Annotated in this window: 19 protein-coding genes; 7 read left to right on the top strand and 12 right to left on the bottom strand. The window is 73.8% G+C overall.

Features of this window, described 5'->3' with window-relative positions; all coding sequences use genetic code 11:
* The first annotated feature begins 40 nt into the window (after positions 1 to 40).
* A complete protein-coding gene (locus tag ACEQ2X_RS02520) occupies positions 41 to 847 on the top strand; it encodes a nuclear transport factor 2 family protein (protein WP_370324183.1) in 807 nt (268 codons plus the stop codon).
* Positions 848 to 859: 12 nt separating this feature from the next.
* Here the strand turns inward: ACEQ2X_RS02520 and ACEQ2X_RS02515 are convergent, their stop codons facing one another.
* Positions 860 to 2,956, bottom strand: coding sequence for a 3-hydroxyacyl-CoA dehydrogenase NAD-binding domain-containing protein (locus ACEQ2X_RS02515; RefSeq protein ID WP_370324182.1), 2,097 nt, complete (start codon positions 2,954 to 2,956; stop codon positions 860 to 862).
* Positions 2,957 to 2,997: 41 nt separating this feature from the next.
* Complete coding sequence (locus ACEQ2X_RS02510) at positions 2,998 to 4,146, bottom strand: acyl-CoA dehydrogenase family protein (protein WP_370324181.1); 1,149 nt, start codon at positions 4,144 to 4,146, stop codon at positions 2,998 to 3,000.
* Between the two features lie 90 nt (positions 4,147 to 4,236).
* Between ACEQ2X_RS02510 and ACEQ2X_RS02505 the strand changes: the two genes are divergently transcribed.
* Positions 4,237 to 5,805 (top strand): FAD-dependent oxidoreductase, encoded by a 1,569-nt coding sequence (locus ACEQ2X_RS02505; protein ID WP_370324180.1) that lies wholly within the window; start codon positions 4,237 to 4,239, stop codon positions 5,803 to 5,805.
* Positions 5,802 to 7,445 carry an FAD-binding protein gene (locus ACEQ2X_RS02500; RefSeq protein ID WP_370324179.1) on the top strand — a complete coding sequence of 548 codons (1,644 nt, stop codon included), beginning with the start codon at positions 5,802 to 5,804 and terminating at the stop codon, positions 7,443 to 7,445. Before ACEQ2X_RS02505 ends, ACEQ2X_RS02500 begins: the two co-directional genes overlap by 4 nt.
* 3 nt (positions 7,446 to 7,448) lie before the next feature.
* On the opposite strand, the gene ACEQ2X_RS02495 is transcribed toward ACEQ2X_RS02500, so the two are convergent.
* From ACEQ2X_RS02495 to ACEQ2X_RS02480, 4 genes are read right to left on the bottom strand one after another with little or no spacing between them, the layout of a single operon-like run.
* On the bottom strand, positions 7,449 to 7,868 hold the full coding sequence (locus ACEQ2X_RS02495; RefSeq protein ID WP_370324178.1) for a nuclear transport factor 2 family protein: 420 nt from the start codon (positions 7,866 to 7,868) through the stop codon (positions 7,449 to 7,451).
* Between the two features lie 22 nt (positions 7,869 to 7,890).
* A complete protein-coding gene (locus ACEQ2X_RS02490; protein ID WP_370324177.1) occupies positions 7,891 to 8,844 on the bottom strand; it encodes a ketopantoate reductase family protein in 954 nt (317 codons plus the stop codon).
* A gap of 1 nt (position 8,845) precedes the next feature.
* Positions 8,846 to 10,081, bottom strand: a complete 1,236-nt coding sequence (locus tag ACEQ2X_RS02485; protein WP_370324176.1) for a cytochrome P450 — start codon at positions 10,079 to 10,081, stop codon at positions 8,846 to 8,848.
* Positions 10,069 to 11,082 (bottom strand): ketopantoate reductase family protein, encoded by a 1,014-nt coding sequence (locus ACEQ2X_RS02480; protein ID WP_370324175.1) that lies wholly within the window; start codon positions 11,080 to 11,082, stop codon positions 10,069 to 10,071. Before ACEQ2X_RS02480 ends, ACEQ2X_RS02485 begins: the two co-directional genes overlap by 13 nt.
* Positions 11,083 to 11,197: 115 nt before the next feature.
* Here ACEQ2X_RS02480 and ACEQ2X_RS02475 point away from each other — a divergent pair, with 115 nt between their 5' ends.
* From ACEQ2X_RS02475 to ACEQ2X_RS02460, 4 genes are read left to right on the top strand one after another with little or no spacing between them, the layout of a single operon-like run.
* Positions 11,198 to 11,878, top strand: coding sequence for a class II aldolase/adducin family protein (locus ACEQ2X_RS02475; protein ID WP_370324174.1), 681 nt, complete (start codon positions 11,198 to 11,200; stop codon positions 11,876 to 11,878).
* Positions 11,879 to 11,882: 4 nt separating this feature from the next.
* The gene (locus ACEQ2X_RS02470) at positions 11,883 to 12,434 is read left to right on the top strand and encodes a nuclear transport factor 2 family protein (protein ID WP_370324173.1); all 552 of its coding nucleotides are present in this window, start codon (positions 11,883 to 11,885) and stop codon (positions 12,432 to 12,434) included.
* Between the two features lie 39 nt (positions 12,435 to 12,473).
* The gene (locus ACEQ2X_RS02465; RefSeq protein ID WP_370324172.1) at positions 12,474 to 13,076 is read left to right on the top strand and encodes a carboxymuconolactone decarboxylase family protein; all 603 of its coding nucleotides are present in this window, start codon (positions 12,474 to 12,476) and stop codon (positions 13,074 to 13,076) included.
* Positions 13,073 to 14,728 (top strand): thiamine pyrophosphate-binding protein, encoded by a 1,656-nt coding sequence (locus ACEQ2X_RS02460; RefSeq protein ID WP_370324171.1) that lies wholly within the window; start codon positions 13,073 to 13,075, stop codon positions 14,726 to 14,728. The genes ACEQ2X_RS02465 and ACEQ2X_RS02460 overlap by 4 nt, the downstream gene beginning before the upstream one ends.
* Positions 14,729 to 14,873: 145 nt before the next feature.
* On the opposite strand, the gene ACEQ2X_RS02455 is transcribed toward ACEQ2X_RS02460, so the two are convergent.
* The 6 genes from ACEQ2X_RS02455 to ACEQ2X_RS02430 form a co-directional block, all read right to left on the bottom strand.
* Entirely contained in the window at positions 14,874 to 16,235 is a 1,362-nt protein-coding gene (locus ACEQ2X_RS02455) for an ABC transporter substrate-binding protein (protein ID WP_370324170.1), read from the bottom strand.
* 178 nt (positions 16,236 to 16,413) lie between these two features.
* The gene (locus tag ACEQ2X_RS02450) at positions 16,414 to 17,583 is read right to left on the bottom strand and encodes an alpha-hydroxy acid oxidase (RefSeq protein WP_370324169.1); all 1,170 of its coding nucleotides are present in this window, start codon (positions 17,581 to 17,583) and stop codon (positions 16,414 to 16,416) included.
* Positions 17,584 to 17,611: 28 nt separating this feature from the next.
* Positions 17,612 to 19,366, bottom strand: a complete 1,755-nt coding sequence (locus tag ACEQ2X_RS02445) for an AMP-binding protein (protein WP_370324168.1) — start codon at positions 19,364 to 19,366, stop codon at positions 17,612 to 17,614.
* Positions 19,366 to 20,196 carry an ABC transporter ATP-binding protein gene (locus ACEQ2X_RS02440; RefSeq protein ID WP_370324167.1) on the bottom strand — a complete coding sequence of 277 codons (831 nt, stop codon included), beginning with the start codon at positions 20,194 to 20,196 and terminating at the stop codon, positions 19,366 to 19,368. Before ACEQ2X_RS02440 ends, ACEQ2X_RS02445 begins: the two co-directional genes overlap by 1 nt.
* Positions 20,193 to 21,035: an ABC transporter ATP-binding protein gene (locus ACEQ2X_RS02435; protein WP_370324166.1), complete on the bottom strand. Its 843-nt coding sequence runs from the start codon at positions 21,033 to 21,035 to the stop codon at positions 20,193 to 20,195. Before ACEQ2X_RS02435 ends, ACEQ2X_RS02440 begins: the two co-directional genes overlap by 4 nt.
* On the bottom strand, positions 21,017 to 22,138 hold the full coding sequence (locus ACEQ2X_RS02430) for a branched-chain amino acid ABC transporter permease (protein WP_370324165.1): 1,122 nt from the start codon (positions 22,136 to 22,138) through the stop codon (positions 21,017 to 21,019). The genes ACEQ2X_RS02435 and ACEQ2X_RS02430 overlap by 19 nt, the downstream gene beginning before the upstream one ends.
* Between the last annotated feature and the right edge of the window lie 6 nt (positions 22,139 to 22,144).

The following is a 22,144-nucleotide window of genomic DNA, read 5'->3' as shown; positions in this document are numbered from 1 at the left end:
CGTTTGGAGGTCAAAGGACGCCGGGTGGAGGAGACAGGCGATGGAAGCGTACGCAGCCCTGATGCGGCGGTACTGCATCGACTACACAAGTGTGCACGACCAGGCGGTGACCGCGGATCTCATGCGGGACGACTACCAGGTCATCATCTCGGGGCGGACCCTCGGGATGGACGCCTACACCGAGGCGGTGGCCGCCGCCTTCCGCCGCTACCCCACCCTCGTCCTGACGGTCCACGACATGATCCTGTCCGGCGACCGGCTGGCCATGCGCTTCAGCGAGCACGGCGCCGTCGCGGGCGACCCCTCGTCGGTGGCGGTCTGGCCCGGGATCTCGCTGTACGACTGGGACGGCGAGAAGCTGCGCACCTGCCGGGTCGAGCAGGACTTCCAGGGACGGGACGAGCAGACCGGCGGGGGGTTCACCACTCCGCTCGAGCCCGGCCACCCCGACCCCTGGGCGACCACCACGGACGGCCCGGCCGACCAGGCGACGGAGGCGGCGGTGCGGGGGTGGCTCGAGGAGCTGGCGGCCGCGCCGGCCGGCGCGCTGCACGCCCCCGGCGGGCGGCGGCTCGAGACCGGGGAGGGCCCGGCGGTGCTCGACGACCTCGCCGTGCAGGTCGACGACCTCTTCACCGCAGGCGACCGCGCGGCCGCGGCGATCACGATGCGCGGCGTCTACGCGGGCGGGCTGCCGGGAGTGGCCGACGACGCGCGTGGGGTGGAGGGCCGCATGCATGCCACGCTGATGGCCCGGGTTGCCGACGGCGCGGTGGTCGACCTCCAGCTGGTCCGGGACCGCTGGGGCCTGATCCGGCGGTTGCGCAAGGCCCTCCAGACGAGCTGACCCCGCCCGCGGCTACCTCGGGTCGGCGAACGGAGCCGGTCGGCGGGGGAGGTCGGCGAACCGGCCCCCGTCGGCGGCGAGCCGCCCGAGCTGGCCGCCGGGCCCGAAGTCATCGCCGAGCGCGGCGCAGCGTGCGACGACCTCGGTCGCGCCGACCTCGTCGGCCCAGTGGAACGGTCCGCCCAGCGCCCGCGGGAAGCCGATGCCGAGCACCGCGGCGACATCGCCGTCATCGGGGTGGCAGATCGTCCCGTCGTCGCTGCAGCGCCAGCACTCTGTCGCGAAGGCGAGGAGGAGCCGCTCGGCCACGGCATCCGACCCGACGCCCGCGCGACCCGGCTCCACCCCGAGCACGTCGAGCACGTCGGGGTTCGGTCCCACCCGCTGTCCCTGGTCGTAGGTGTAGAAGCCCCTGCCCTGGCGGCGGCCCTCGACGCCGGCGGCGATGAGTGCCTCTGCAACGCCCCGCACCGCGGCGACGTCCAGCCTGTCGGCCATGACCGGCTCGGCGACCTGGGTGATGCTCGCCTGCAGGACCAGGTTGAGGGTGGCCTCGTCGATGGCCTGCAGCGGTCCGACGGGGAACCCGACCGCGCGGGCGGCCGCGTCGATGTCGGCGACGTCGACCCCGTCGGCGAGCAGGCGCAGCCCCTCGACCAGCCAGCGGGCGTACACGCGGGAGGTGAAGAACCCCGGCGCGTCGCCCACGACCACCGGGACCTTCCCGAGGCGGCGTCCCACCGCGGCCGCGCGTTCGGTGGTCGCCGGTGCGGTCCCCGCGTGGGGGATCAGCTCGACCAGGGGCATCCGCTCGACCGGGGAGAAGAAGTGCATGCCGAGGAACCGCTCGGGCCCCTCGACCGCGCCCGCCAGGCTGGCGATGGGGATCGCGGACGTGTTGGTCGCCACCAGCGCGTCGGGGGAGACCAGGCCACTGACCTCGGCCAGCACGTCGGTCTTGAGCTCGGGCAGCTCGAAGACGGCCTCGACGACGGCATCGACCTCGGCGAACCCCTCCCACGCGGTGGTGTCGGACCAGGTGGCCAGGCGAGGATCGCCACCCTCGGCCGGCGCGCTGCGCTCGAGCACGCGGTCGCGGTAGCCGCGCGCCCGCTCGAGGGACCCCTCGTCGACGTCCCGGACCAGGGCGGGCAGCCCCCGGCTGACCGCGGTCGATGCGATGCCCGCACCCATCTGTCCGCCGCCGATCACGCCCAGCCGGGTCACCGCCGGACCGTTGCCGCCGCGGCTGCGCCGCTTCACCGCGGACTCGGCGCTGAACAGGTGGAGCGCGGCACGGGCCTCGGCGGAGCGGAGCAGGGCGAGGAAGCCCTCTCGCTCGGCGGCGAGCCCGGCTTCGACGCCGTCGGCCACGCCGACGGCGACCACGTCGAGGATCCGCTCCGCCGCGGTCGACAGGCCCCGCCGGGAACCGGACAGGTCCCGTCGGACGCCCTCGACCACCGCCATCGCATCCGCCGGGTGGACCGGGTCGCCCGTCAGGTCGACCCGGACCAGCGACCGCGCGAGGTCCACGGCCTCGTCCACGAGCACGTCGGGGTCGACGACCCGGGCGACCACGCCCTCGGCCTGCGCGACCGGCACCGGCCGGCCGGAGGTCAGCCACGCCAGGGCCGTCTCGAGCGGCACCCAGCGGGACAGGAGCTGCGTCCCACCGCCACCGGGCAGGAGGGACAGGCCCACCTCGGGCAGTCCGACCTGCGCGTCGGGCACCGCCACGATGCCGTGCCCGGCGAGGGCCAGCTCCAGCGCACCCCCGAACGCCGACCCGTTGAGGGCCGTCACCAGGGGGGTCGAGCCGCGGGCGATGCGGAGCATGAGGTCGTGGACCCCCGCCAGGAAGTCCTCGGCATCGTCGCGCGCGGCGAGCTCGGGCAACCAGCCGATGTCGGCCCCGGCGCCGAACGACCCCTCCTTGCCGGAGGTGAGGACCACGGCGTCGACCGCGTCGTCGGCGAGCACGGCGTCGACGTGGCGCGTCAGCTCGGCGAGGAACGACTCGTCGACGACGTTCATCGACGCGCCGGGGCGGTCCATGACCAGGACCGCCACGCGGTCGCGGTCGGTGCGGGTGATGCTGTCGGGCATGGCGGGACCTCCCGGTCGTCGGGGTTCGGGGCGACTCGGACCTACAGGCCCATGGACCGGCCGATGATCTCCTTCATGATCTCGGTCGTGCCGCCGTAGATGGTCTGGATGCGGCTGTCGACCCAGGCGCGCGCGACGGGGTACTCGGTCATGTACCCGTAGCCGCCGTGGATCTGGACGCAGCGGTCGACCACGCGCTGGCACAGCTCCGTGGTCCACCACTTGGCCTTCGCGGCATCCACGTCCGACAGTTCGCCCTCGACCTGGGCCAGGATCAGCCGGTCGACGTACGTGCGTGCGACGTCCACCTCGGTCTGGAGCTCCGCGAGCTGGAACCGGAGGTGCTGGAAGCTGCCGATGGCCTGTCCGAACGCGGTGCGCTCGGTGGCGTAGGCGACCGTCGCGGCGAGGGACCGCTCGGCCTGCGCCGTGGCCTGCACGGCGATCGACATCCGCTCCTGGGCTAGGTTGCCCATCATCGCGTAGAAGCCCCGGCCCTCCTCCCCCAGCCGGTTCGACACCGGGATGCGGACGCCGTCGAAGTGCAGCTCGGAGGTGTCCGCGGCGTGCTGGCCGACCTTCGACAGCTTCCGGCCGCGCGAGAAGCCCGGCGAGTCCGACTCGATCACCAGCAGGCTGATGCCCTTGTGCCCCGCCGACGGGTCGGTCTTCACCGCCGTGATCACCAGGTCGGCGTTCTGGCCGTTCGTGATGAAGGTCTTGGCGCCGTCGACGACGTACACGTCTCCCTCCCGGCGGGCCGTCGTCGCGATGCCGGCGACGTCGGACCCCGCTCCCGGCTCGGACATCGCGAGCGCCAGGATCAGCTCGCCGGTCACCGCCCCCGGCAGCCACCGGGCCTGCTGGTCGGCGTCGGCCTGGTGGATCAGGTACGGCAGGGCGATGTCGGCCTGCAGGCTGAGCCCGAGGCCCGCTGACAGGACGTCGGCCTCAGCCAGGCACTCGCTGAGGATCGCGTTGTAGCGGAAGTCCTGGGTCCCGCCACCGCCGTGGACCTCCGGCGCGGCGATGCCGAGGATCCCCGCCCGGCCGGCCGCGGCGAAGAGCTCGCGATCGACGCGACCCTCGGCCTCCCAGCGCTCGCGGTGGGGGACGACCTCGGAGTCCACGAACCGCCGGACGGTGTCGCGGTAGAGGTCGTGCTCGGACTCGAAGATCGTGCGTCGCACTGGTCCTGCCTCGACGGGTGGGGAGCTTACTTACCGGTAAGTCGATGCTACGCTCACGCCCTCGGAGCACGCAAGGCATCTGGAGGAGCCATGGCTGGGCAGCAGGTCGTCGTCGTCGGGTCGGGGGTCGCGGGGTTGACGGCTGCGCTCGCGGCGGCGGAGGCGGGCGCCACCGTGACGGTGCTCGAGTCGACGCAGACCGTCGGGGGGACCACGGCGCTCTCGGGTGGTGTCGCGTGGCTGCCCGGGAACCACCTGGCCTCTGACGCGGGCTTCGACGACGACGCCGAGTCCGCCCGCACCTACCTGCGGCACCTCGCGGTCGGCGACGTGGACGACGTGCTGGTCGACACCTTCGTCGCCGAGGCGCCGGCGACCGCCCGGTGGGTCGAGGACGTGACCGGCCACACGTGGGTGGCGCTCGGCTACCCCGACTACCACTGCGAGCTCCCCGGCGGCCGCGAGGGGGGCCGCTCCATCGAGCCCCACCCATTCGCCCCCGATCCCGACGTGGCCGCGCTCGTCCGCCCCGCCCTGTCCTGGCGCCTGCCGATGACCCAGCACGAGATCATCGCCAACACCGTCGACCGCGAGGTCCTGGCCCGCCGCCGAGAGGACGGCGTGATGACGATGGGTGCCGCCGTGGTGGGCAGCTTCCTCGCCGCCGCCCTCCGCCGGGGGGTCCAGGTCCGCACCGGGGCAGCTGCCGCGTCCCTGGTCCGCCGCGACGGCCGCGTCGTCGGCGTCGCGCTCGACACCGGCGACCAGGTCGAGGGAGCGGTGGTGCTCGCGTCAGGCGGCTTCGAGCGGGACCCCGCGCTGGCGAGGGCGTTCCTCCGCATGCCGGATCCGGCGCCCACGGGTGGGCCCGGCGCGACCGGCCGGGGTCTGCGGATGGCGATGGCCGCGGGAGCGGAGCTCGGCAACATGTCCGAGGCCTGGTGGTGCCCCGCGATAGAGATCCCCGGCGACGAGATCGACGGCGTCCCCCTCCACCGCCTCGTGCTGGCCGAGCGCGCGCGTCCCGGGGCGGTCATGGTCGACGGCCGTGGCAACCGCTTCGCCAACGAGGCCCAGAACTACAACGACGTCGGCCGCTCGCTGCACGACTTCGACCCGGGCGCGTTCGGCTTCCCCCGATCGCCGTCCTGGCTCGTCGTGGACGCCGGGTACCGGGCGAGGTACCCGATCGGCCCGCTCCTCCCCCGCGAGGACGACCCGCCGTGGCTGCACCGAGCCGACGCCGTCGAGGACCTCGCCACGGCCATGGGCGTCGACCCGGCCTCGCTGGGGGCGACCGTCGAGCAGTTCAACGCCCACGCCGCGGAGGGGGACGACCCGCTGTTCGGGAGGGGGCGCTCCGCCTACGACCGGTTCGTCGGCGACCGGGCCGCGGCCCAGCCGAACCTCCGCCCCCTCGACCAGCCCCCGTTCTACGCCGTGCGGGTCCTGGCGGGGCTGCTCGGCACCAAGGGCGGTCCGCGGACCGACGCGGACGGTCGGGTCCGCCACGTCGAGGGCGGTGTGATCGAGGGGCTGTACGCGGCCGGGAACGTCGCGGCGAGCCCCCTCGGCATGGCCTACCCGGGTGCCGGCGGCACGATCGGGCCCGCACTCGTCGCAGGGCGGCTGGCCGGCACCGCGGCGGCGAGCAGGTGACCGCGTCGGACGACCGCGGCCGCCTGGTCGTCGCCGGCAGCGGGTTCGCAGGTCTCGTCGCCGCGCTGGCCGCGCACGACGCCGGCCTCGACGTCGTCGTCTGCGAGAAGGGTCCGCTCCTGGGCGGGGCGACGGCGCTCTCGGGTGGGCAGGTCTGGGTCGCCGGCAACCACGTCGCCGCGGCTGCCGGGATCGTCGACGACGTGGCCGCGGGCGCGACGTACGTCCGGGCGCTGACGGCTGACCACCCCGACCTCCTCGACGACGCGGTCATGGAGGAGTGGTTGGCGACCGCGCCGGTGGCCGCGTCGTGGTTGGAGGAGGTCGGGGCCGTCGAGTGGTCGCTGATCGCCGGGTTCCCCGACTACCACCACCCCACCCACCCGGGCAGCACGGCGGAGGGTCGCTACCTCACGCCCGCGCCGGTGGACGGCGATCGCCTGGGCGCGCTGCGGGACCTCCTCCCCCCGTCCGTTCACTTCCCCAGCGGCGTCACCTACGCGGAGCTGTTCGACTGGGGCGGCCAGGCCAGCCGTCGCCACTTGGACGCCGACGTGCTCGCCGACCGGCGCGCGCGGGACGTGATGACGTTCGGCCAGGCCCTCGCCGCCACGATGGTCGTGGCGGTCGCCGAGCGGGGCGTGCCCCTGCTGACGGGCACCGCGATCACCGAGGTCCAGGTCAGCGACGGCGCGGTCGTGGGCGCCCGGGTCACGCGGGGCGGCGAGACGTGGGTCGAACCCGGCGCGGTGCTGCTCGCCACGGGGAGCTACGACAGCGACGGCGAGCTGGCCGAGCGGTTCTCCGGCACCCCGCGGGCCCACGCCGGGTCCGTCGCGCCGACGAGCCTGACCGGCGACGCGGTGCGCCTGGCGGAGTCGGTCGGCGCACGGGTGGTCGAGCTGCCCGCCGAGTCCGCCGCTCGCCTCCCGAGCCTCCGCGTCGATCCGGCGTTCCCCGGTGACAGCGGCGACCGGCAGTGCCACGAGCACGGCCTGCCCCACGCCATCGTGGTGGACGCGGAGGGCCGCCGCTTCTGCGACGACGCGTTCCCCAACGCGATCACGGCTGCCGCGCTCGGTGCGCGCACCGCCTCGGGTCGGTACCGCCACCTCCCCTTCTTCATGGTCACAGACGACCGGCACCGCCAGCGCTACGGGCTGGCGCACATCCCGCCGGGCGGCACCTACCCGCCGGACGTCGCCGCGTCCGCCGACAGCCTGGAGGCGCTGGCGGCTGCGGTGGGCATCGACCCGCACGGTCTCGCCGCCACCGTCGCCCGCTACAACGTGCACGCGGCCGAGGGGCGCGACCCGGACCACCAGCGCGGCGCGCGGCCGTGGAGCCAGCGGTTCAAGGGCGACGCCCACCACCGGCCGCACCCGAACATCGGCACGCTCGAGGTCCCGCCGTTCCACGCCGTCGAGCTGCGCCTGTCGATGACCGGGATCCCGGCGGCGGGGCTGGGTGTGACGACCGGCGGGAGGGTGGTCGACCGCACCGGGACGCCGATCCCGGGGCTCTACGGGTCGGGTTCCGCCGTGGCGATGACCAACTCCGGCGCCGGCTACAACAGCGGGTTCTCGTTGTCCCGCGGCATGGCGGCGAGCTACCTCGCCGCACGGGACTGGGCGCGCTGAGGCTCAGGCGATCGCGCCGTCCATCGTCAGCACGCGCTCGGCGAAGCGCCACCGCCCGCCGTCGCGCACGACCACGTCGGCGTAGCGGCCGGTGACCGGCAGGTGCAGCGAGCCCTCGACCGTGGAGCCGAGCAGCAGGTAGCTGGCGGTGCGAGCGCGATGGGGGCCGTCCGCGTCGACGATGGCGTTCGTGATGAGGTGGCGTCGCTGCGCGGTCGCGGTCGACGCACGTCGTGCACCCATCGCCTGGCGGATCGCCTCGCGCCCCTCCATGACCGCGGGCATCCCGGCGATGCCGCCGCGGATCTCGAACGTCGCGTCAGCCGTGAAGCAGTCCGCCATGGCGTCGAGGTCGCCTTCGTCGTAGCAGTGGCCGTAGCGGCTGATCAGGTCGAGGATGTCGAGTCGGTCGGTGATGTCCACGGGTCCTCCTGGATCGGGTCGGCTACAGGGCGCGCTCGTAGGAGCCCTCGAGGGCGGCGATCAAGCGGCCGACGGTGTCGGTGACCGGCGTGGGGACGCCGACCTCGCGCCCGCGGCGGGCGACCTCGAGGGCGAGGCTGTCGACCTCGGTCCGCCGCCCGGCGACGACGTCGGCGGCCATCGAGGTCGTGTGGTGGCCGACGGCGGCGTAGGTCTCGCGGCAGTGGGCCAGCAGGGCATCGGCGTCCAGCTCCACGCCGCTGGCTCGAGCGACCGCCACGACCTCCTCGAAGACGTCCGTCCACAGCTCCCAGGCGGTCGGGTCATCGACGACGTCGGCGACGGTGCGGCGCAGCACCGCGGTGAGGCAGCCCATCGAGGCGGCCATGGCGACCTTGGTCCAGATGACGACGTCGGCGGAGTCGAGCGCCTCGGCGGGGAGGCCGGCCGCGGTCAGCGCCGCCGCGATCGCGTGGACGGCGTCGGGGACGGCAGAGGATCCGCGCGGTGGCCCCAGCTGGGTCAGCGACCGGCCCTCCACGGTGCCGGGTGCGGCGGCGACGACCCCTGCCGCCTCGCTCATCGCGCCCACCGTCGTGGTGCCGGGCACCACCCGGCTCACGCCGAGGACCTCGGCGAGCCGGCGGTCGTTCCCGAGCCCGTTCTGCACGGTGACCGCCCAGCTCTCGGGACCCAGGGCATGGGCGATCGACCGCGCGGCGTCGACGGTCGCCCAGCCCTTGCAGAGGAACAGCGCCACGTCGACGGCGTCGACGTCACGCGGCGGGTCCGTGGTGGCGTCGAGCTCGACGACCACGTCTTCCCCGCCCGGCCGGCGCAGCTCGAGCCCGCGCTCGCGAACCGCGCGCACGTGGTCCTCCCGCACGTCGACCAGGACCACCCGGTGCCCGGCCAGGGCCAGGTAGCCCCCGAACGTGCTGCCCATCGCCCCCGCGCCGACGATCGCCCACCGCACGTCAGCGCGCCCCCGTGCGCAGGGTGACCTCGACCGATCCGGGGGACACGAGCAGGAAGCCCTCGGGAGGCGGCGGGCCGCCCACGGCGAAGTCTGCGGACTCCACCCGCGCGAGCAGCGCGCGCAGTCCGTGGAGCATCTCCAGGCGCGCGAGCTGCGAGCCCGTGCAGTGGTGGCGCCCCGCACCGAAGGGCAGGATCTGACCGGCGTTGGTGAACTGCCGCTCCGCGTCGTCGGCGAAGCGGTCCAACCGGAACGACCGGGGGTCCTCGAACACCTCGTCGTCGCGGTTGGCCGAGGCGATCAGGGCGAGGAACCGGTCACCGGCGGGTATCTCGACGCCGTGCAGCTCGACGTCGTCGATGGCCAGCCGGGTGAGGCCCTGCACAGGCGGCAGGAACCGCAGCGACTCGGCGATCGCGGGCACGACGAGGGAGGGGTCGGCGCGCAGGGCGTGCCAGTCCGACGGCGTGGTGAAGAGGTGGACCAGCAAGCTCGACAGGGCCCGCTCGGTCGTCTCGACCCCGGCGGTCAGCAGGAACGCAGCCATGGACCGGATCTCCGCGACGGGCAGCGGCTCGTCGTCGTAGGTCGCGGTGCACAGGTCGCTGAGGAGGTCGTCACCGGGGTCGCGACGGCGCTCGGCGATGATCGGGTCGAGGAAGGCCCACAGCTCGTCGAGCGCGTCGAACGCCCGCGCGCGGGTCTCGGGGTGGCCGATGGAGGACACCCCGCCCGCGGAGATGTCGTGGTACCAGTCCCGGAACCGGTCGGCGCCCTCGACGGCCATGAGCTCGCCGATGGCGAGCAGGGGCAACCACATGGCGTACTCGGCCTTCAGGTCGACCGGTCCGGACCGCGCCACCACGTCGTCGGCGAGCCGATCCGCCGTCGCGGCGACGAACGCGTCGAACTCCCGCACCGCCCGGGGGCTGCGGAGCCGCTTGGCGACGATGCCGCCCTTCCGCTGGTGCTCGCGGCCGCGCCACTGCAGGACCGAGGGGCCGTACACGGGCGCGCCCGGCCCCTCGCGGAGGGTCTGGAAGCGGTCCTCGTCGCCGATGACCTCGCGGACGTCGGCGTGGCGGGTCACGACCCAGGCGTCGAGCGCCTCGGACCGGAACACCGGCGCCTCCGCCCGGCAGCGCGCGAAGACCGCGTGGCGGTCGACGGTCCGGTCGCCCCGGACGAACGCCTCGAAGTCGTCCAGGACCGCGTCCTCGATCAGCTGCTGCACGGTGCCTCCTCCTCTCCCCCCTGGTGGACCAGGACCCGGTCGAGTCCGGACAGGACCTGGTGGGCGAACCGGGTCGCCGGTGCCGCGACGCCCAGGCGGGCCGCCTCCCGCGCGAGCTGGCCGTGGATCGCGTCGACCTCGGTCCGCCGTCCCCGCTCGATGCTCTGCAGCATCGAGATGCGGATCGACGTCATCCCCGCGTCGACCAGCCGCCGACCGTGGGCCGCCACCGCCGCTAGGCCCTCGGCCCGCGGGAGCCGCGCGAGGGTGCGCACGGGGAGGAGGTGGGGCCAGTCGTCCACCGCCACGCCGGCCGCGTCGGCGATGGCCACGCCCTCGACGACCAGGTCAAGGAACGCCTCGGCGAGGTTCGGCTGCACGAAGACGTGGTGGAAGTCCAGGCGGGTCAGCGCCGTGAGCGCCATCGAGGGGCTGGCGTGGACCAGCTTCGACCACTCGACCGACGTGATCCGGTCGGTCAGCACCGCCTCGAGGCCCGCCGCCCCGAGCTCGTCGGCGAGCTGCGCCGCCGCGCCGGCGCGCGTCCCCCCGAGCGGCCCGACGAAGGTCGGCCCCGCCAGGGTGTGCGCCACGACGCCCGGCTCGACCAGCGTGCCGCCGACCATGCTGACCCCGCCCACGACCGCCGACGGATCGCACCACCCGGCCAGGGCGGCGCCGCCCGTCACACCGTTCTGGATGGACACCGCCGTGCTGACGGATCCCGCGAGGTGGGCGATGCCGCCGAGGAGGTCCGAGGTGTCGGGTGCCTTGCAGGCGAGGACGACCACGTCCACCGCGTCGAGCGCCGTCGGGTCCGCGGTGGCCCGGAGGGGCGCGACGAACGTCTCGTCGATCGAGCGCACCTCCACCCCGCCCCGCCCGGTGACGGCTGCGGCGTGGGCCGGGCGGCACAGCAGCTGCACGTCGTGGCCCGCCCGGGCGAGGAAGCCGCCGTAGACCGTCCCGAGCGATCCGGCGCCCGCGATCAGGACGCGCACGGCCCTGCCCTCCCGACACCGGTAGATGGGGTAAACATGCGCATGGTTTGCATATCCTAGACCGCGCGGGCTAGCGTCCCGCCAGTCCGGTCGAGCCGTCCCGAGGAGGACCACCATGACCAGTCCAGCCGAGCAGATCGCACTGGCGTGCCGGGGGCTCGCGGCCTACGGGCTCGGATCGGAGATCGGCGGGCACGTCTCCATGCGCGACCCCGGGTCCGACACGTTCTGGATGAACGTCCTCGACAAGACCTTCGAGGAGATCACGCCGGACGACGTCGTCCGCATCGACTTCGAGGGACGTCAGGTCGACGGCGACCGGGTCGTCAGCCTGGGCGCGGACTTCCACCAGGGCATCTACGCCGAGCGGGGCGACGTCAACGCCATCGTCCACACCCACGGCCCGTGGATCACCGCCCTCTGCGCGATGTCGCGACCGCCGCGGATCTACCACAACCTGGCGAGCTTCTTCGCCGGCGAGACCGCGATGTGCCCCGACGACGACTTCGAGTCGGTCGGTCCGGCGCTCGGTGCCAACCACACCCTCCTCATCCCCTACCACGGCGCGATCTGCGTCCACTCCGACCTCGGGCAGGCCGTGTCCCTGATGGTGACCCTCGAGTACGCCGCCGAGCTCGACGTGCGGATCACCCCGACGGGCGCGGAGGAGATGCCGTCCGAGATGGTCGAGCGGGTCAAGGCCCTCGTGACCAAGGCGGACTACCTGACCCACACCTGGGGCCTCGTGCAGCGCAAGGCGCGCGCCCGGATGGCCCCCGCCGGCTCCGCCGCCTGACGCCGTGGCGCAGACCCCGGGCGCACCTTCGCCGGCCCCCGACGACCTCGCCGGGCAGGTCCGGTGGCTCGTCGACCGCGCGGAGCTGCAGGACCTCGTCGCCGCCTACGCGATGGCCGTCGACGACCGGGACTGGGACGCCGTGGGCGAGATGTACGCCGAGGACTCGGTGTTCCAGGGCTCGCTCGGCCCCAACCGGGGGCGCGACGCGGTCGTCGCGTACTACCGCGAGCGGACCGAGCAGTTCGGCGCCACCTACCACTACCCCCACAGCCAGGTGGTGACCTTCACCGGCCCCGACACCGCGTCCGGCACGGTGGCGGCCCACGCCGAGCTGGCGATCGGCGACGAGACCGTCGTGATCGCGCTGCGCTACGCCGACGCCTACGTCCGCGAGGGCGGGCGCTGGCGCTTCCGCGAGCGGACCGTCCAGCAGCTGTACGCGATGCCGCTGTCCGAGCTGCCCTCCGGCCTGGCCCAGCCCGACCGGAAGCGCTGGCCCGGCACCGACCCCGCCCCGGCCGACCTGCCGGACGTGCCCGGGGTCCCGCGCTAGCCACCCCTCCCCTGCCACCGACCCCCACGGAGGACCTCCATGAGCCGCATCCGCCTGCTGCCCCCCGACGAGTGGACGCCCTCCCTGCGGGAGCTGGTCCAGCCCGAGGGCCGCACCGACCTCGAGCTCGGCAACGTGCGCATCTACGCCCACCGCCCCGAGCTGGCCGAGGCGTACGTCCGGTTCACCGCGGGCATCCGCTCGAACTCGACGCTGCCGGCCCGGCTGGTCGAGCTGGTCCGGCTCCGCGTGGCCTTCCACAACCAGTGCCGCAGCTGCATGGCGATCCGCTACGCCGACGCGGTGGACGCGGGGGTGACCGAGGACCTCGTCTGCTCCCTCGAGAAGCCGGAGGAGGCGCCGGACCTCACCGACGCCGAGCGCGCGGCACTGCGGTTCGCCGACCTGCTCGCGAGCGACCACCTGTCGATCAGCGACCAGACGATCGAGGACCTCCGCGCGCACTACGACGAGCCGGCGATCGTCGAGCTCGGGATGCACATCGCCCTCTACGTGGGCTACGGACGGCTGTCGATGGCCTGGGACATGGTCGACGAGCTGCCGGACCGCTTCCACGAGCGCGACGGGCGGATCGCGCCCTGGGGCGGTGACGACGCGACGGTGGTCGGAGCCCGCCGGTGAAGGTCTACGAGGCCGTCGCCCGGGTCCTCGTCGACCAGGGCGTCACCGACGTCTTCGGCGTCATGGGTGACGGCAACCTCAAGCTGATCCCCCACCTCACCAGCACCGCCGGCGTCCGGATGGTCGGCGCCCGCCACGAGGCCGCCGCGCTGGCGATGGCCGACGGGTACGCGCGCACCATCGGCCGGGTCGGCGTCTGCACGGTCACCCAGGGGCCGGGCCTGACCAACACGCTCACCGCGCTGATCTCGGCGCGGAAGGCGCGCACCCCGCTCGTGCTGCTGGCGGGGGACACCCCGCACGGCGTGCCGGGGCTGCCGCAGGACTGCGACCAGGACGCGCTGCTCGCCGCGGCGGGGATCCCCGTCCAGCCCTTCCGGGCCGAGACCGCCGCCGCGGACGTCGCGGCCGCGTTCGAGCGGGCGCGGCGCGCCCCGGGACCGGTGGCCATCTCGATGCCGACCGACGTCCAGGACGCCGAGCACGCCGGGGCGATCCCGCCCCCGCCGACGCCGGTCGAGGCCGACGTCGTGGCTCCGGACCCCGACCAGCTCGCCGCCGCCGTGGCACGCCTCCGCACCGCGGAGCGGCCGATCGTGCTGGCCGGCCGCGGGGCCGTGCGCGCGGGGGCGCGGGAGGCGGCGATCGCCCTGGCGGACGCCGCGGGCGCGCTGCTGGCCACCTCGCTACCCGGCAAGGGGTACTTCGACGGCCACCCGTGGTCGCTGGGCATCTGCGGCGGCCTGGCCACGCCCCTCGGCGTCGAGCTGCTGCGCGACGCCGACGTGGTCGTCGTCCTCGGCGCGAGCGTCAACTCGTTCACCTCGAAGGCCGGTTCGCTGTTCCGCCCCCCCACCGAGCTGATCCACGTCGACGCCGACGCGGGGGCGATCGGGGCCTACACGCCCGCGACCCTGGCCGTCGTCGGCGACGCGGGGGCAACCGCGGTGCAGATGCGCGACGCGCTCGTGGCCGCGGGCCCGTGCGAGGGGGAGGGGTACCGGACCGCCGCGGTCCGCGCGCGCCTCGACGACTTCGATCTCGCGCAAGCCCACGCGGACGCGAGCGACGGCGAGGCCCTCGACCCCCGGACGGTCTGCGCGCGCCTCGAGGAGCTGCTGCCGCGCGACCGCTCGCTCGTCACCGACGGCGGCCACTTCTGCGGCTTCCCCGCGGGCTACCTGTCGGTGCCCGAGCCGTCGGCCTTCATCTTCTCCCTGGACTTCGGATCCGTCGGGCTGGGCCTCGGCACCGCCCTCGGCGCGGCCGTCGCCCGCCCGGACCGCCTGACCGTGCTCGGCATCGGGGACGGCGGGCTGATGATGAGCCTCGGCGACCTCGAGACCGCCGGCCGCTACGGCATCCCGCTGCTGGTCCTGGTGTTCGACGACGGGGCGTACGGCGCCGAGATGCACTTCCTGCGCATGCTCGGCCTGCCCGAGGAGCAGTCGCTGTTCCCCACCCCCGACCTGGTCGGCGTCGCCGAGTCCGTTGGGGTGCGCGGCATGCGCATCCGCTCGCTCGACGACCTGGAGGGTCTGGCGGCCGCCGCCGCGGACCTGTCGGAGCCCCTGCTGGCCCACATCACGGTCAACCGGGACGTCCGGGCGGAGTGGCTCGAGGAGGCCTTCGCCCGCACCGTCGGGCACTGACCGACCCGGTGGTGCTCAGATCTGAGCGGTGGCTCCGCCGGCGGAGCTGATCCTCAGATCTGAGGGGCTGGGGCAAGACCGAACCGGGCGGCTCCAGCTGTCGCTGGGAGCCGCCCGGTCGGTGTGGGGGTCGTTGCGCCCTGGGCTACCCGGCCAGGCCGTACTCGCCGTCGATCACGTCGGCGTACTCCTCGAAGGGCTGGACCGGCTCCATGAACTCGCCGTTCCAGGTGAAGACCGCGCCGCAGAGCGACTGGTTGCCACCGGTCCAGTCGACCTCGCAGGTGAGGCCGCCGGTGTCGAAGGGCGCGGAGGTGAGGGCTGCGTTCATGGTGTCCCAGGACAGCTCGCCGGCGTCCGCCGCGGCCCGCTCGGCCGCCTCCGCGGCGATCATGATCTCGTGCCAGCCGTCGGAGAAGTTCAGCTCGACCGCGGCCTCCTCCCACTCGGTGCCGGCGACGAACTCGCGGATGACCTCGCACTCCTCGCAGTCGTCCAGCGGGGACAGGAACGAGTGGGCGGCGGCCAGCAGCTCCGCGGCCTCGGGCGGGCCCTCGGTGTAGATCGTCGCGCCGGCCAGGCCGTGGATCCCGACCATGGGCAGGTCGTCCAGGCCCTGGGTGACCATCTCGCTGATCATGCCCAGGCCGCCCTCGGGGGCGCCGTGGAAGGCGACGAAGTTGACGCCCTCGGACTCGACGAGCTGACCGAGCTGGGTGACGACGCCCGCGTAGTCGGGGGCGGAGACGTTGAGGGTGAGGGCCCCGGCGTAGGTGCCGCCGGCGTCCTCGACCGTCTGCTGGATGTAGGCGTTCCACTCCGCACCGGAGGGGACCTCGAGGTGGACGACCGCCACCACGGCATCCTCGATGGACCCGATCTGGTTGGCGATGTACTCGACGGAGACGTCGGCCTCGTCGCCGTAGTGGGCGAGGTTGTTGTAGACCGTCGGGATCTCGAGCTGGGCGTCCACCGTCTGCGGCGGGCTGATCAGCGGGATGCCGGTGCTGCCGAAGTCCGGGAGCAGCGACACGCAGTTGCCGCACTGCACGACGGCCAGGACCGGGTTGTCACCCGTGATCGAGGCGAAGTTGGTCGCCATGGTCTCGGGGTTGTACTGGTCGTCCTCGACGACGAGCTCGATCTCGCGGCCGAGCACGCCGCCGTTCTCGTTCAGGTACGCGACGGCCGCCTCCGAGCCTGCCAGGTTGAAGCCCTGGGCGGCCGCGGTCGGGCCGGTCACGTCACCCATCCAGCCGATGCGGATGGTGTCGGACGTCACGCCGAAGTCCGGTGCGTCCGCGACCTCGCCACCACCGGCGGCGGCCTCGGTGCCCTCGTCGCCGCCGTCGGCCTCATCGGTCGCCTCGGCGTCGTCTGCGGGCTCCTCCTCCGCGGCGGCGTCGTCCGTCGCGGTGTCCTCCGCGGGCTCCTCGGCCGCGGTCTCCTCCTCCCCCGCATCGTCCCCGCCGCCGCACGCGGTGGCCACCACGGCGAGCAGGGTCATGAGCACTATCCAGCGACGACGTTGCATCTCGGCTCCCTCAACCATTCGTTTGATTATCATGAATATACCGGACGAGGAGGTCGGGCGTCCACCCTTGGACCGAGTATTTACCTACCGGTCGGTAAACCACCTACGACCGCGATCATAGGACCGTTGGACGACGGCGGTCAACGAGGATCTAGGAGCGGGCGCCGACGGGCGTCGCGAGGTGCGAGCGGTCGAGGTCGCCCACGCCGCCGCACCCCATGAGCGCGAGGCAGCGGTCGAGCTCGTCCCGAAGGATGTCGAGCACGCGGAGGGCCCCGGTGCCGCCGCCGGCGCCGAGCCCGTACACGTAGGGGCGGCCGACCATGACCGCGCGAGCCCCGATGGCGAGGGCCTTGGCGACATCGGTCCCCCGGCGCACGCCGCCGTCGAGCACGACGTCCGCGTCCCCACCGACCGCGTCGACGACCTCGGCCAGCGCCCCGATGGCGCCGACCATCCCGTCGAGCTGGCGGCCGCCGTGGTTCGACACGATGACCCCGTCGACCCCCAGGTCGACCGCGTGCCGCGCATCGGCCCCCGACACGATGCCCTTGATGAGCAGGGGGCCGCGCCACTGCTCGCGCAGCCACGCCAGGTCGTCCCAGCTCTGCGCCGGATCGGTCATCTCGCGGTTGACGAAGGCCCCGAGCGCGGTGGCGGAGTCGCCCCGACCGATGTCGGTGAAGTTGGCGAACGTCAGGGCCGGCCCGCCGAGGTACCCCCGCAGCCAGTCGGGACGTCGCAGCACGTCGAGGACGTTCCGCGGGGTCGGCCGGGGCGGCAGCGTCATCCCGTTGCGCAGGTCCCGCTCGCGCTGCCCGACCACCGGCACGTCGACGGTCAGGACGAGCGCCCCGTAGCCGCTCACCCGGGCCCGCTCGACCAGGTCGCTGACGACGGCGCGGTCGCGCCACAGGTAGAGCTGGAACCAGGTCGGGCCGTCGGCCGCCGCGGCGACCTCCTCGATGGTGTACGACGAGCCGGTGCTGAGCGTGAACACCGTGCCGGCCCGGGCGGCGGCGCGCGCGGCGCCGAGCTCCCCCTCGCGGTGGGCGAGGCGCAGCAGGCCCGCCGGGGACAGCAGCACCGGCAGCGACAGGCGCTGCCCGGCGACGGTCGTCGACAGGTCGCGGGTCCGCGCTCCGCTCAGCACGGCGGGCTTCAACGCCAGGTCGGCGAAGCCCTCGCGGTTGGCGCGGACGGTCGTCTCGTCCTCCGCGCCCCCGTCGATGAAGTCGAAGACCATGCGCGGCAGGCGGCGCCGGGCGGCCTGCCGGACGTCCTCCACCGTGGTCAGCGAGCGGACCGACCGGCCCCTCACGCGACCCGCCCCCGCGCGCAGCGACCGGTCATCGGGCGGGAGCCCCCTCGGGTGACGCGGTGGGTGCCGTGGGCGAGGCGGCCCGCGACACGAGCGGGGCCGCGAGCACCGCGTCGGCGATCGCCTTCTCGGTGAAGGTCAGGGTGCCCGTCCGCACGCCGAGCGGCTCGCCCAGCACGCGCACCTCGTCCACCCGGACGTCCAGGCGCTCGGCCGCCGCGGTGGTGGCCCGCTCGAGCAGGTCGCGGACCTCCGGGCGCTCGAGGAGCGACCGCGGCGTCGTGAACCGCAGGCCCTGGCGGCTGGCCCACCGGCCGATCGTCGGGATCGCCGGCTCGAGGACGGCCACGAGGGCGTCGGACTCCCGGACGGCCACCGCCTCCTTGATGTACGGCGACGACCGGAGGCGCGCGGCGAGCTGCTGGGCGGTCACGGCACGGCCGCCGGGCGTGGCGACGACCTGCCCCACGCGCCCGGTGACGACGGTCCCGGCGGCGACCTCTTCCGCGCGGTCCCCCGTCCGCAGCCACCCGTCGGTGCCGTCCGGCACCGCGATCGGCGCGCCGCGGAGCTGGAGCTCGTCGTCGACCACCCGCACCTCGACCCCGGGGAGGGGCTGGAGGGCCTGGTCGTCGGTCGCCTCCGCGGCGGTGGCGGCCATGGCGATGCCGCCGGCCTCGGCGCAGGAGTAGGCCGGCCGCACGCGCACGCCGAGGGCGGCGAAGAACGCGAGCGCCTCGGGCGAGATCGCCGTCCCGCTGACCAGCAGCCACCGGACCTGGTCGAGGCCGAGCTTGGCGAGCACCGGTCGGCCGACGAGGGCGCGGGAGATGACCGACGGCTGCGGCGTCCGGCCGGCGTCGGCCGCCGCGCCGACCCGCCGGTTCCGGGACCGCACCACCACCCGCTTCCCCCCGTGCGCCGCCTGCATCCGCAGGCGGACGTCGGTCGCGAGCTCCTCGACGAACCGGGAGGTGAGGTGGAGGTAGGTGGGGGCGACCTCGACCATCGCCTGGCCGACGCTCGTGCGGGACTCGGGCAGGACGAGGGTGGCGCCGGACAGCAGGGCGGGGAACAGCGTGGCCCCGCGCTCGACGGGGTCCGACAGCGGCCGGAACGACAGCACCCGGTCGCCGGCGCCCAACCCGAACGCCGCCACGGTCGCCTCGGCGGCGGCGAGCAGGTTCGCGTGGGTGAGCACCACCGGGGTGGGGAGGCCCGTCGTCCCCGAGGTGTGGTTGCGCACCGCCGGGGCGTCCGGCGCGATCTCGGCGACCATGCCCTCGAGCGCCGCCGGCGGCGACCCCTCGGCGGCGACCTCGGGGAACGGCGCGAGGACCGTCGCGACGTACTCCTGCACGCCGGCGGGGTCCAGGTACCACATCCGCTCGAGGGTGGGCAGCGCACCGGCGTCGATCAGCTCGAGGATCCCGTCGGCCGCCGCCTGGCCCTGGACCACCGCGAACCGCGGCGCCGCGTCGGCGAGGATGTGGCGCACCGTCTCGAGCGGCGTGCCGGTCGCGATGCCGACGACCTGCGCGCCGACGAGCTGGGCGGCGAGGTCGATGACCACGCGGTCCTCGTGGGGCGCGAGGACCAGCGCGATCACGTCACCGCGCCCGACGCCCTCGTCGCGCAGCGCGAGGGCCGTCCGCCCGGCGCGCCCGACGAGCGCGGCGGAGGAGGTCTCGGTCCACAGGCCGAAGCGCTTCTGCAGGATGGCGACGGAGCCGGGCTCGGCGGTCGCGCGCTGCAGCAGGCGGGACCAGACGGTGTCGGGCATCACTCGGCTCCCAGGTAGGCCTCGACGACCGCGGGGGTCCGCTGGACCTCCTCGGGGGTGCCGAGGGCGATCGGCTGTCCGAAGTTCAGCGCGAGGACGCGGTCCGCGATGCTCATGACGACGGCCATGTCGTGCTCGATGAGGAGCACCGTGACGTCGAGCTCGGCCCTGATCTCGAAGATGAAGCGGACCACGTCCTGCTTCTCCTCGACCGTCATGCCGGCCATGGGCTCGTCGAGCAGCAGCAGGTCGGGTTCCATCGCGAGCACCCGGCCGAGCTCGATGCGCTTCTGCAGCCCGTAGGGCAGCTCGCCGACCAGGTCGAAGCGGAGGTGGCTGATCTCGAGCAGGTCCATCACCCGCTCGACCGCGGCGCGCGCGGCGACCTCCTCCTGCACCGCGCGGCGGGTCCGGAACCCGCCGGAGAAGACCCCGCCGCGCTGGTGGATGTAGCGCCCGAGCATCATGTTGTCGAGCAGCGACAGGCCGGGGAAGAGCCCGAGGTTCTGGAAGGTGCGGGCGACGCCGAGCGTGACCACCTCGTGCGGCTTCCGGCCGATGAGGTCGTGGGTGTCGCCGTCGGAACCCGTGTAGGCCAGGGTGGCGCCCTTGTTGGGCCGGTAGATGCCCGTGATCGCGTTGACCAGCGAGGTCTTGCCGGCGCCGTTGGGGCCGATCAGCGCGAAGAGCTCACCGCGCCGTACGTCGGCGGTGACGCCGTCGCAGGCCTTGAGCCCGCCGAACTGCACCGTCACGTCGCGCAGCGACAGGATCGGGTCGGTCATCTGCGGCGCCACCTCGGGCGCCACCTCGGTCGATGCGGCGCTCATGCGCTCCTCCTCGCGTACCGGGCGACGACGGCCTCGTAGGCCTCCTTGGCCTCGCCGGCACCGCCCAGGTAGTACTCCTGCACGTAGCCGTCGGATTGCAGCTCCGCGCTGGTGCCCTCGACGACGACGCGGCCCGTCTCGAGCACGTAGCCGTAGTGGCTGTGCGACAGCGCCATGCGCGCGTTCTGCTCGATGACGAGGACGCCGACCCCCTCCTCGGCGTTCAGGCGGGTCAGCAGGTCGAAGAGGTCCCGCACGATCATGGGGGCGAGGCCGAGGGACAACTCGTCGCAGATGAGGAGGCGCGGGCGGGCCATCAGCGCCCGGCCGACGGCGATCATCTGCTGCTCACCGCCGGACAGGTACCCGGCGCGATCCCCGCGTCGCTTCACGAGGTTGGGGAACAGCTCCCACATGCGGTCGACGTCGGCGTCGATCTCCTTGGCCGACGAGCGGCTCGCCGCGCCGACGCGGAGGTTCTCCTCCACCGTGAGGCGGGGGAACAGCATCCGGCCCTCCGGCACCTGGCAGACGCCGGCGCGGACCAGGCGGCGCGCCCCGATGCCGTGCACGGGTTCGCCGTCGAGGGTGATGGTCCCCTGGCGGATGTGCCCGTCGTGGACGAAGAGCAGGTTCGTGATCGTCCGCACGAGGGTCGTCTTGCCGGCGCCGTTCGCGCCGAGCACGGACACGAACCCGCCGGGCGGCACCGAGATCGACACGCCGTCGAGGGCGACGACGCTGCCGGCGTAGTCGACCGCGAGGCCCTGGACGACCAGCCCGTCGCCGTCCGCCTGCGCCGGGGTCGCCCCGGTGCCCGTCAGCTGCTGTACGGCCATGAGCTCACGTATCCCTTCACGGACTTCCACATGCCGGTCAGGCCGGTGGGTCTGGCGACGAGGACGATGACGATCAGCGCGCCGAAGATGGCGAGGTTCGTCTCGTTGGCGTAGTCCTGCAGGAACTGGATCGAGCGGATGCCGGGCACCTCGGCGCGGATCCAGTCGAACAGGACGGGTGCCAGGTAGAAGAAGAAGGCGCCGAAGACGGCGCCCTGGAACGAGCTGATGCCGCCGACGATGATCATGATCGCGTAGAAGAGGACGATCTCGAACGGGAACGAGTCCTCGCCGCGGGCGCCGATGTAGTAGGCCCCGACGGTGCCGGTGAGCGACACGAAGGCCGACGAGAGGGCGAAGGCGCGGAGCTTGGTCTTGGTGACGTTGACGCCGATGAGCGACGCGCTGACGTCGTGCTCGGCGATGGCCATGAACGCCCGGCCCTCGCGGCTGCGGATCACGTTCGACATGAAGAGGATGCTCGCGGCCGCGAGCGGCAGCAGGAACCAGTACCACCGGAAGTTGCCGCTGATCGCGAAGACCCCGGCGTCGTCCGGGGTGATGAACGGCAGCCAGTGCAGCCACTCCGGCACGATCGGCGCGTCGAAGCGGATCGCGTTGAAGCCGAAGAAGGCGGTGATGAACTCCTTGTAGCCGAGGAAGAAGAAGAAGTGCACGCCGAAGGTGGCGATCAGCAGGTACAGGCCGCGGAACCGCAGCGCCGGGAGGCCGACGATCACCCCGACCACCCCGCCGGCGACCGTCGAGGCGATCAGCACCACGACGAAGTTGATGTCGTGGAGCTGGCCCATCCAGGCGCCGACCATCGTGCCGAGCATCAGGAACGCCGCGTGGGCGACGCTCACCTGGTGGGTGTAGCCCAGCAGCAGGTTGAAGGCGGCCGCGCCGATCGCCGCGATGAGGGCCAGGTTGATCGCCGGGAACCACTCGCTCCACGGGAAGCCGAGCGGCGGTCGGAAGCTGGCCGACAGGACGAACGGCAGGGCGATCGCCCCGAGGACGACGACGGCTGCGAGCCACCGCTGCGATCGGGTCCGCAGCAGCCGGAGGTCCTGGCGGTAGTCGGTCGTGTATCGGCTCATGGTCCT

Origin of the sequence: Euzebya sp., assembly GCF_964222135.1 — a bacterium.
Lineage (GTDB): Bacteria > Actinomycetota > Nitriliruptoria > Euzebyales > Euzebyaceae > Euzebya.
The sequence above is the reverse complement of the archived record's forward strand: the minus strand, read 5'-3'. Positions and strand labels throughout refer to the sequence as shown.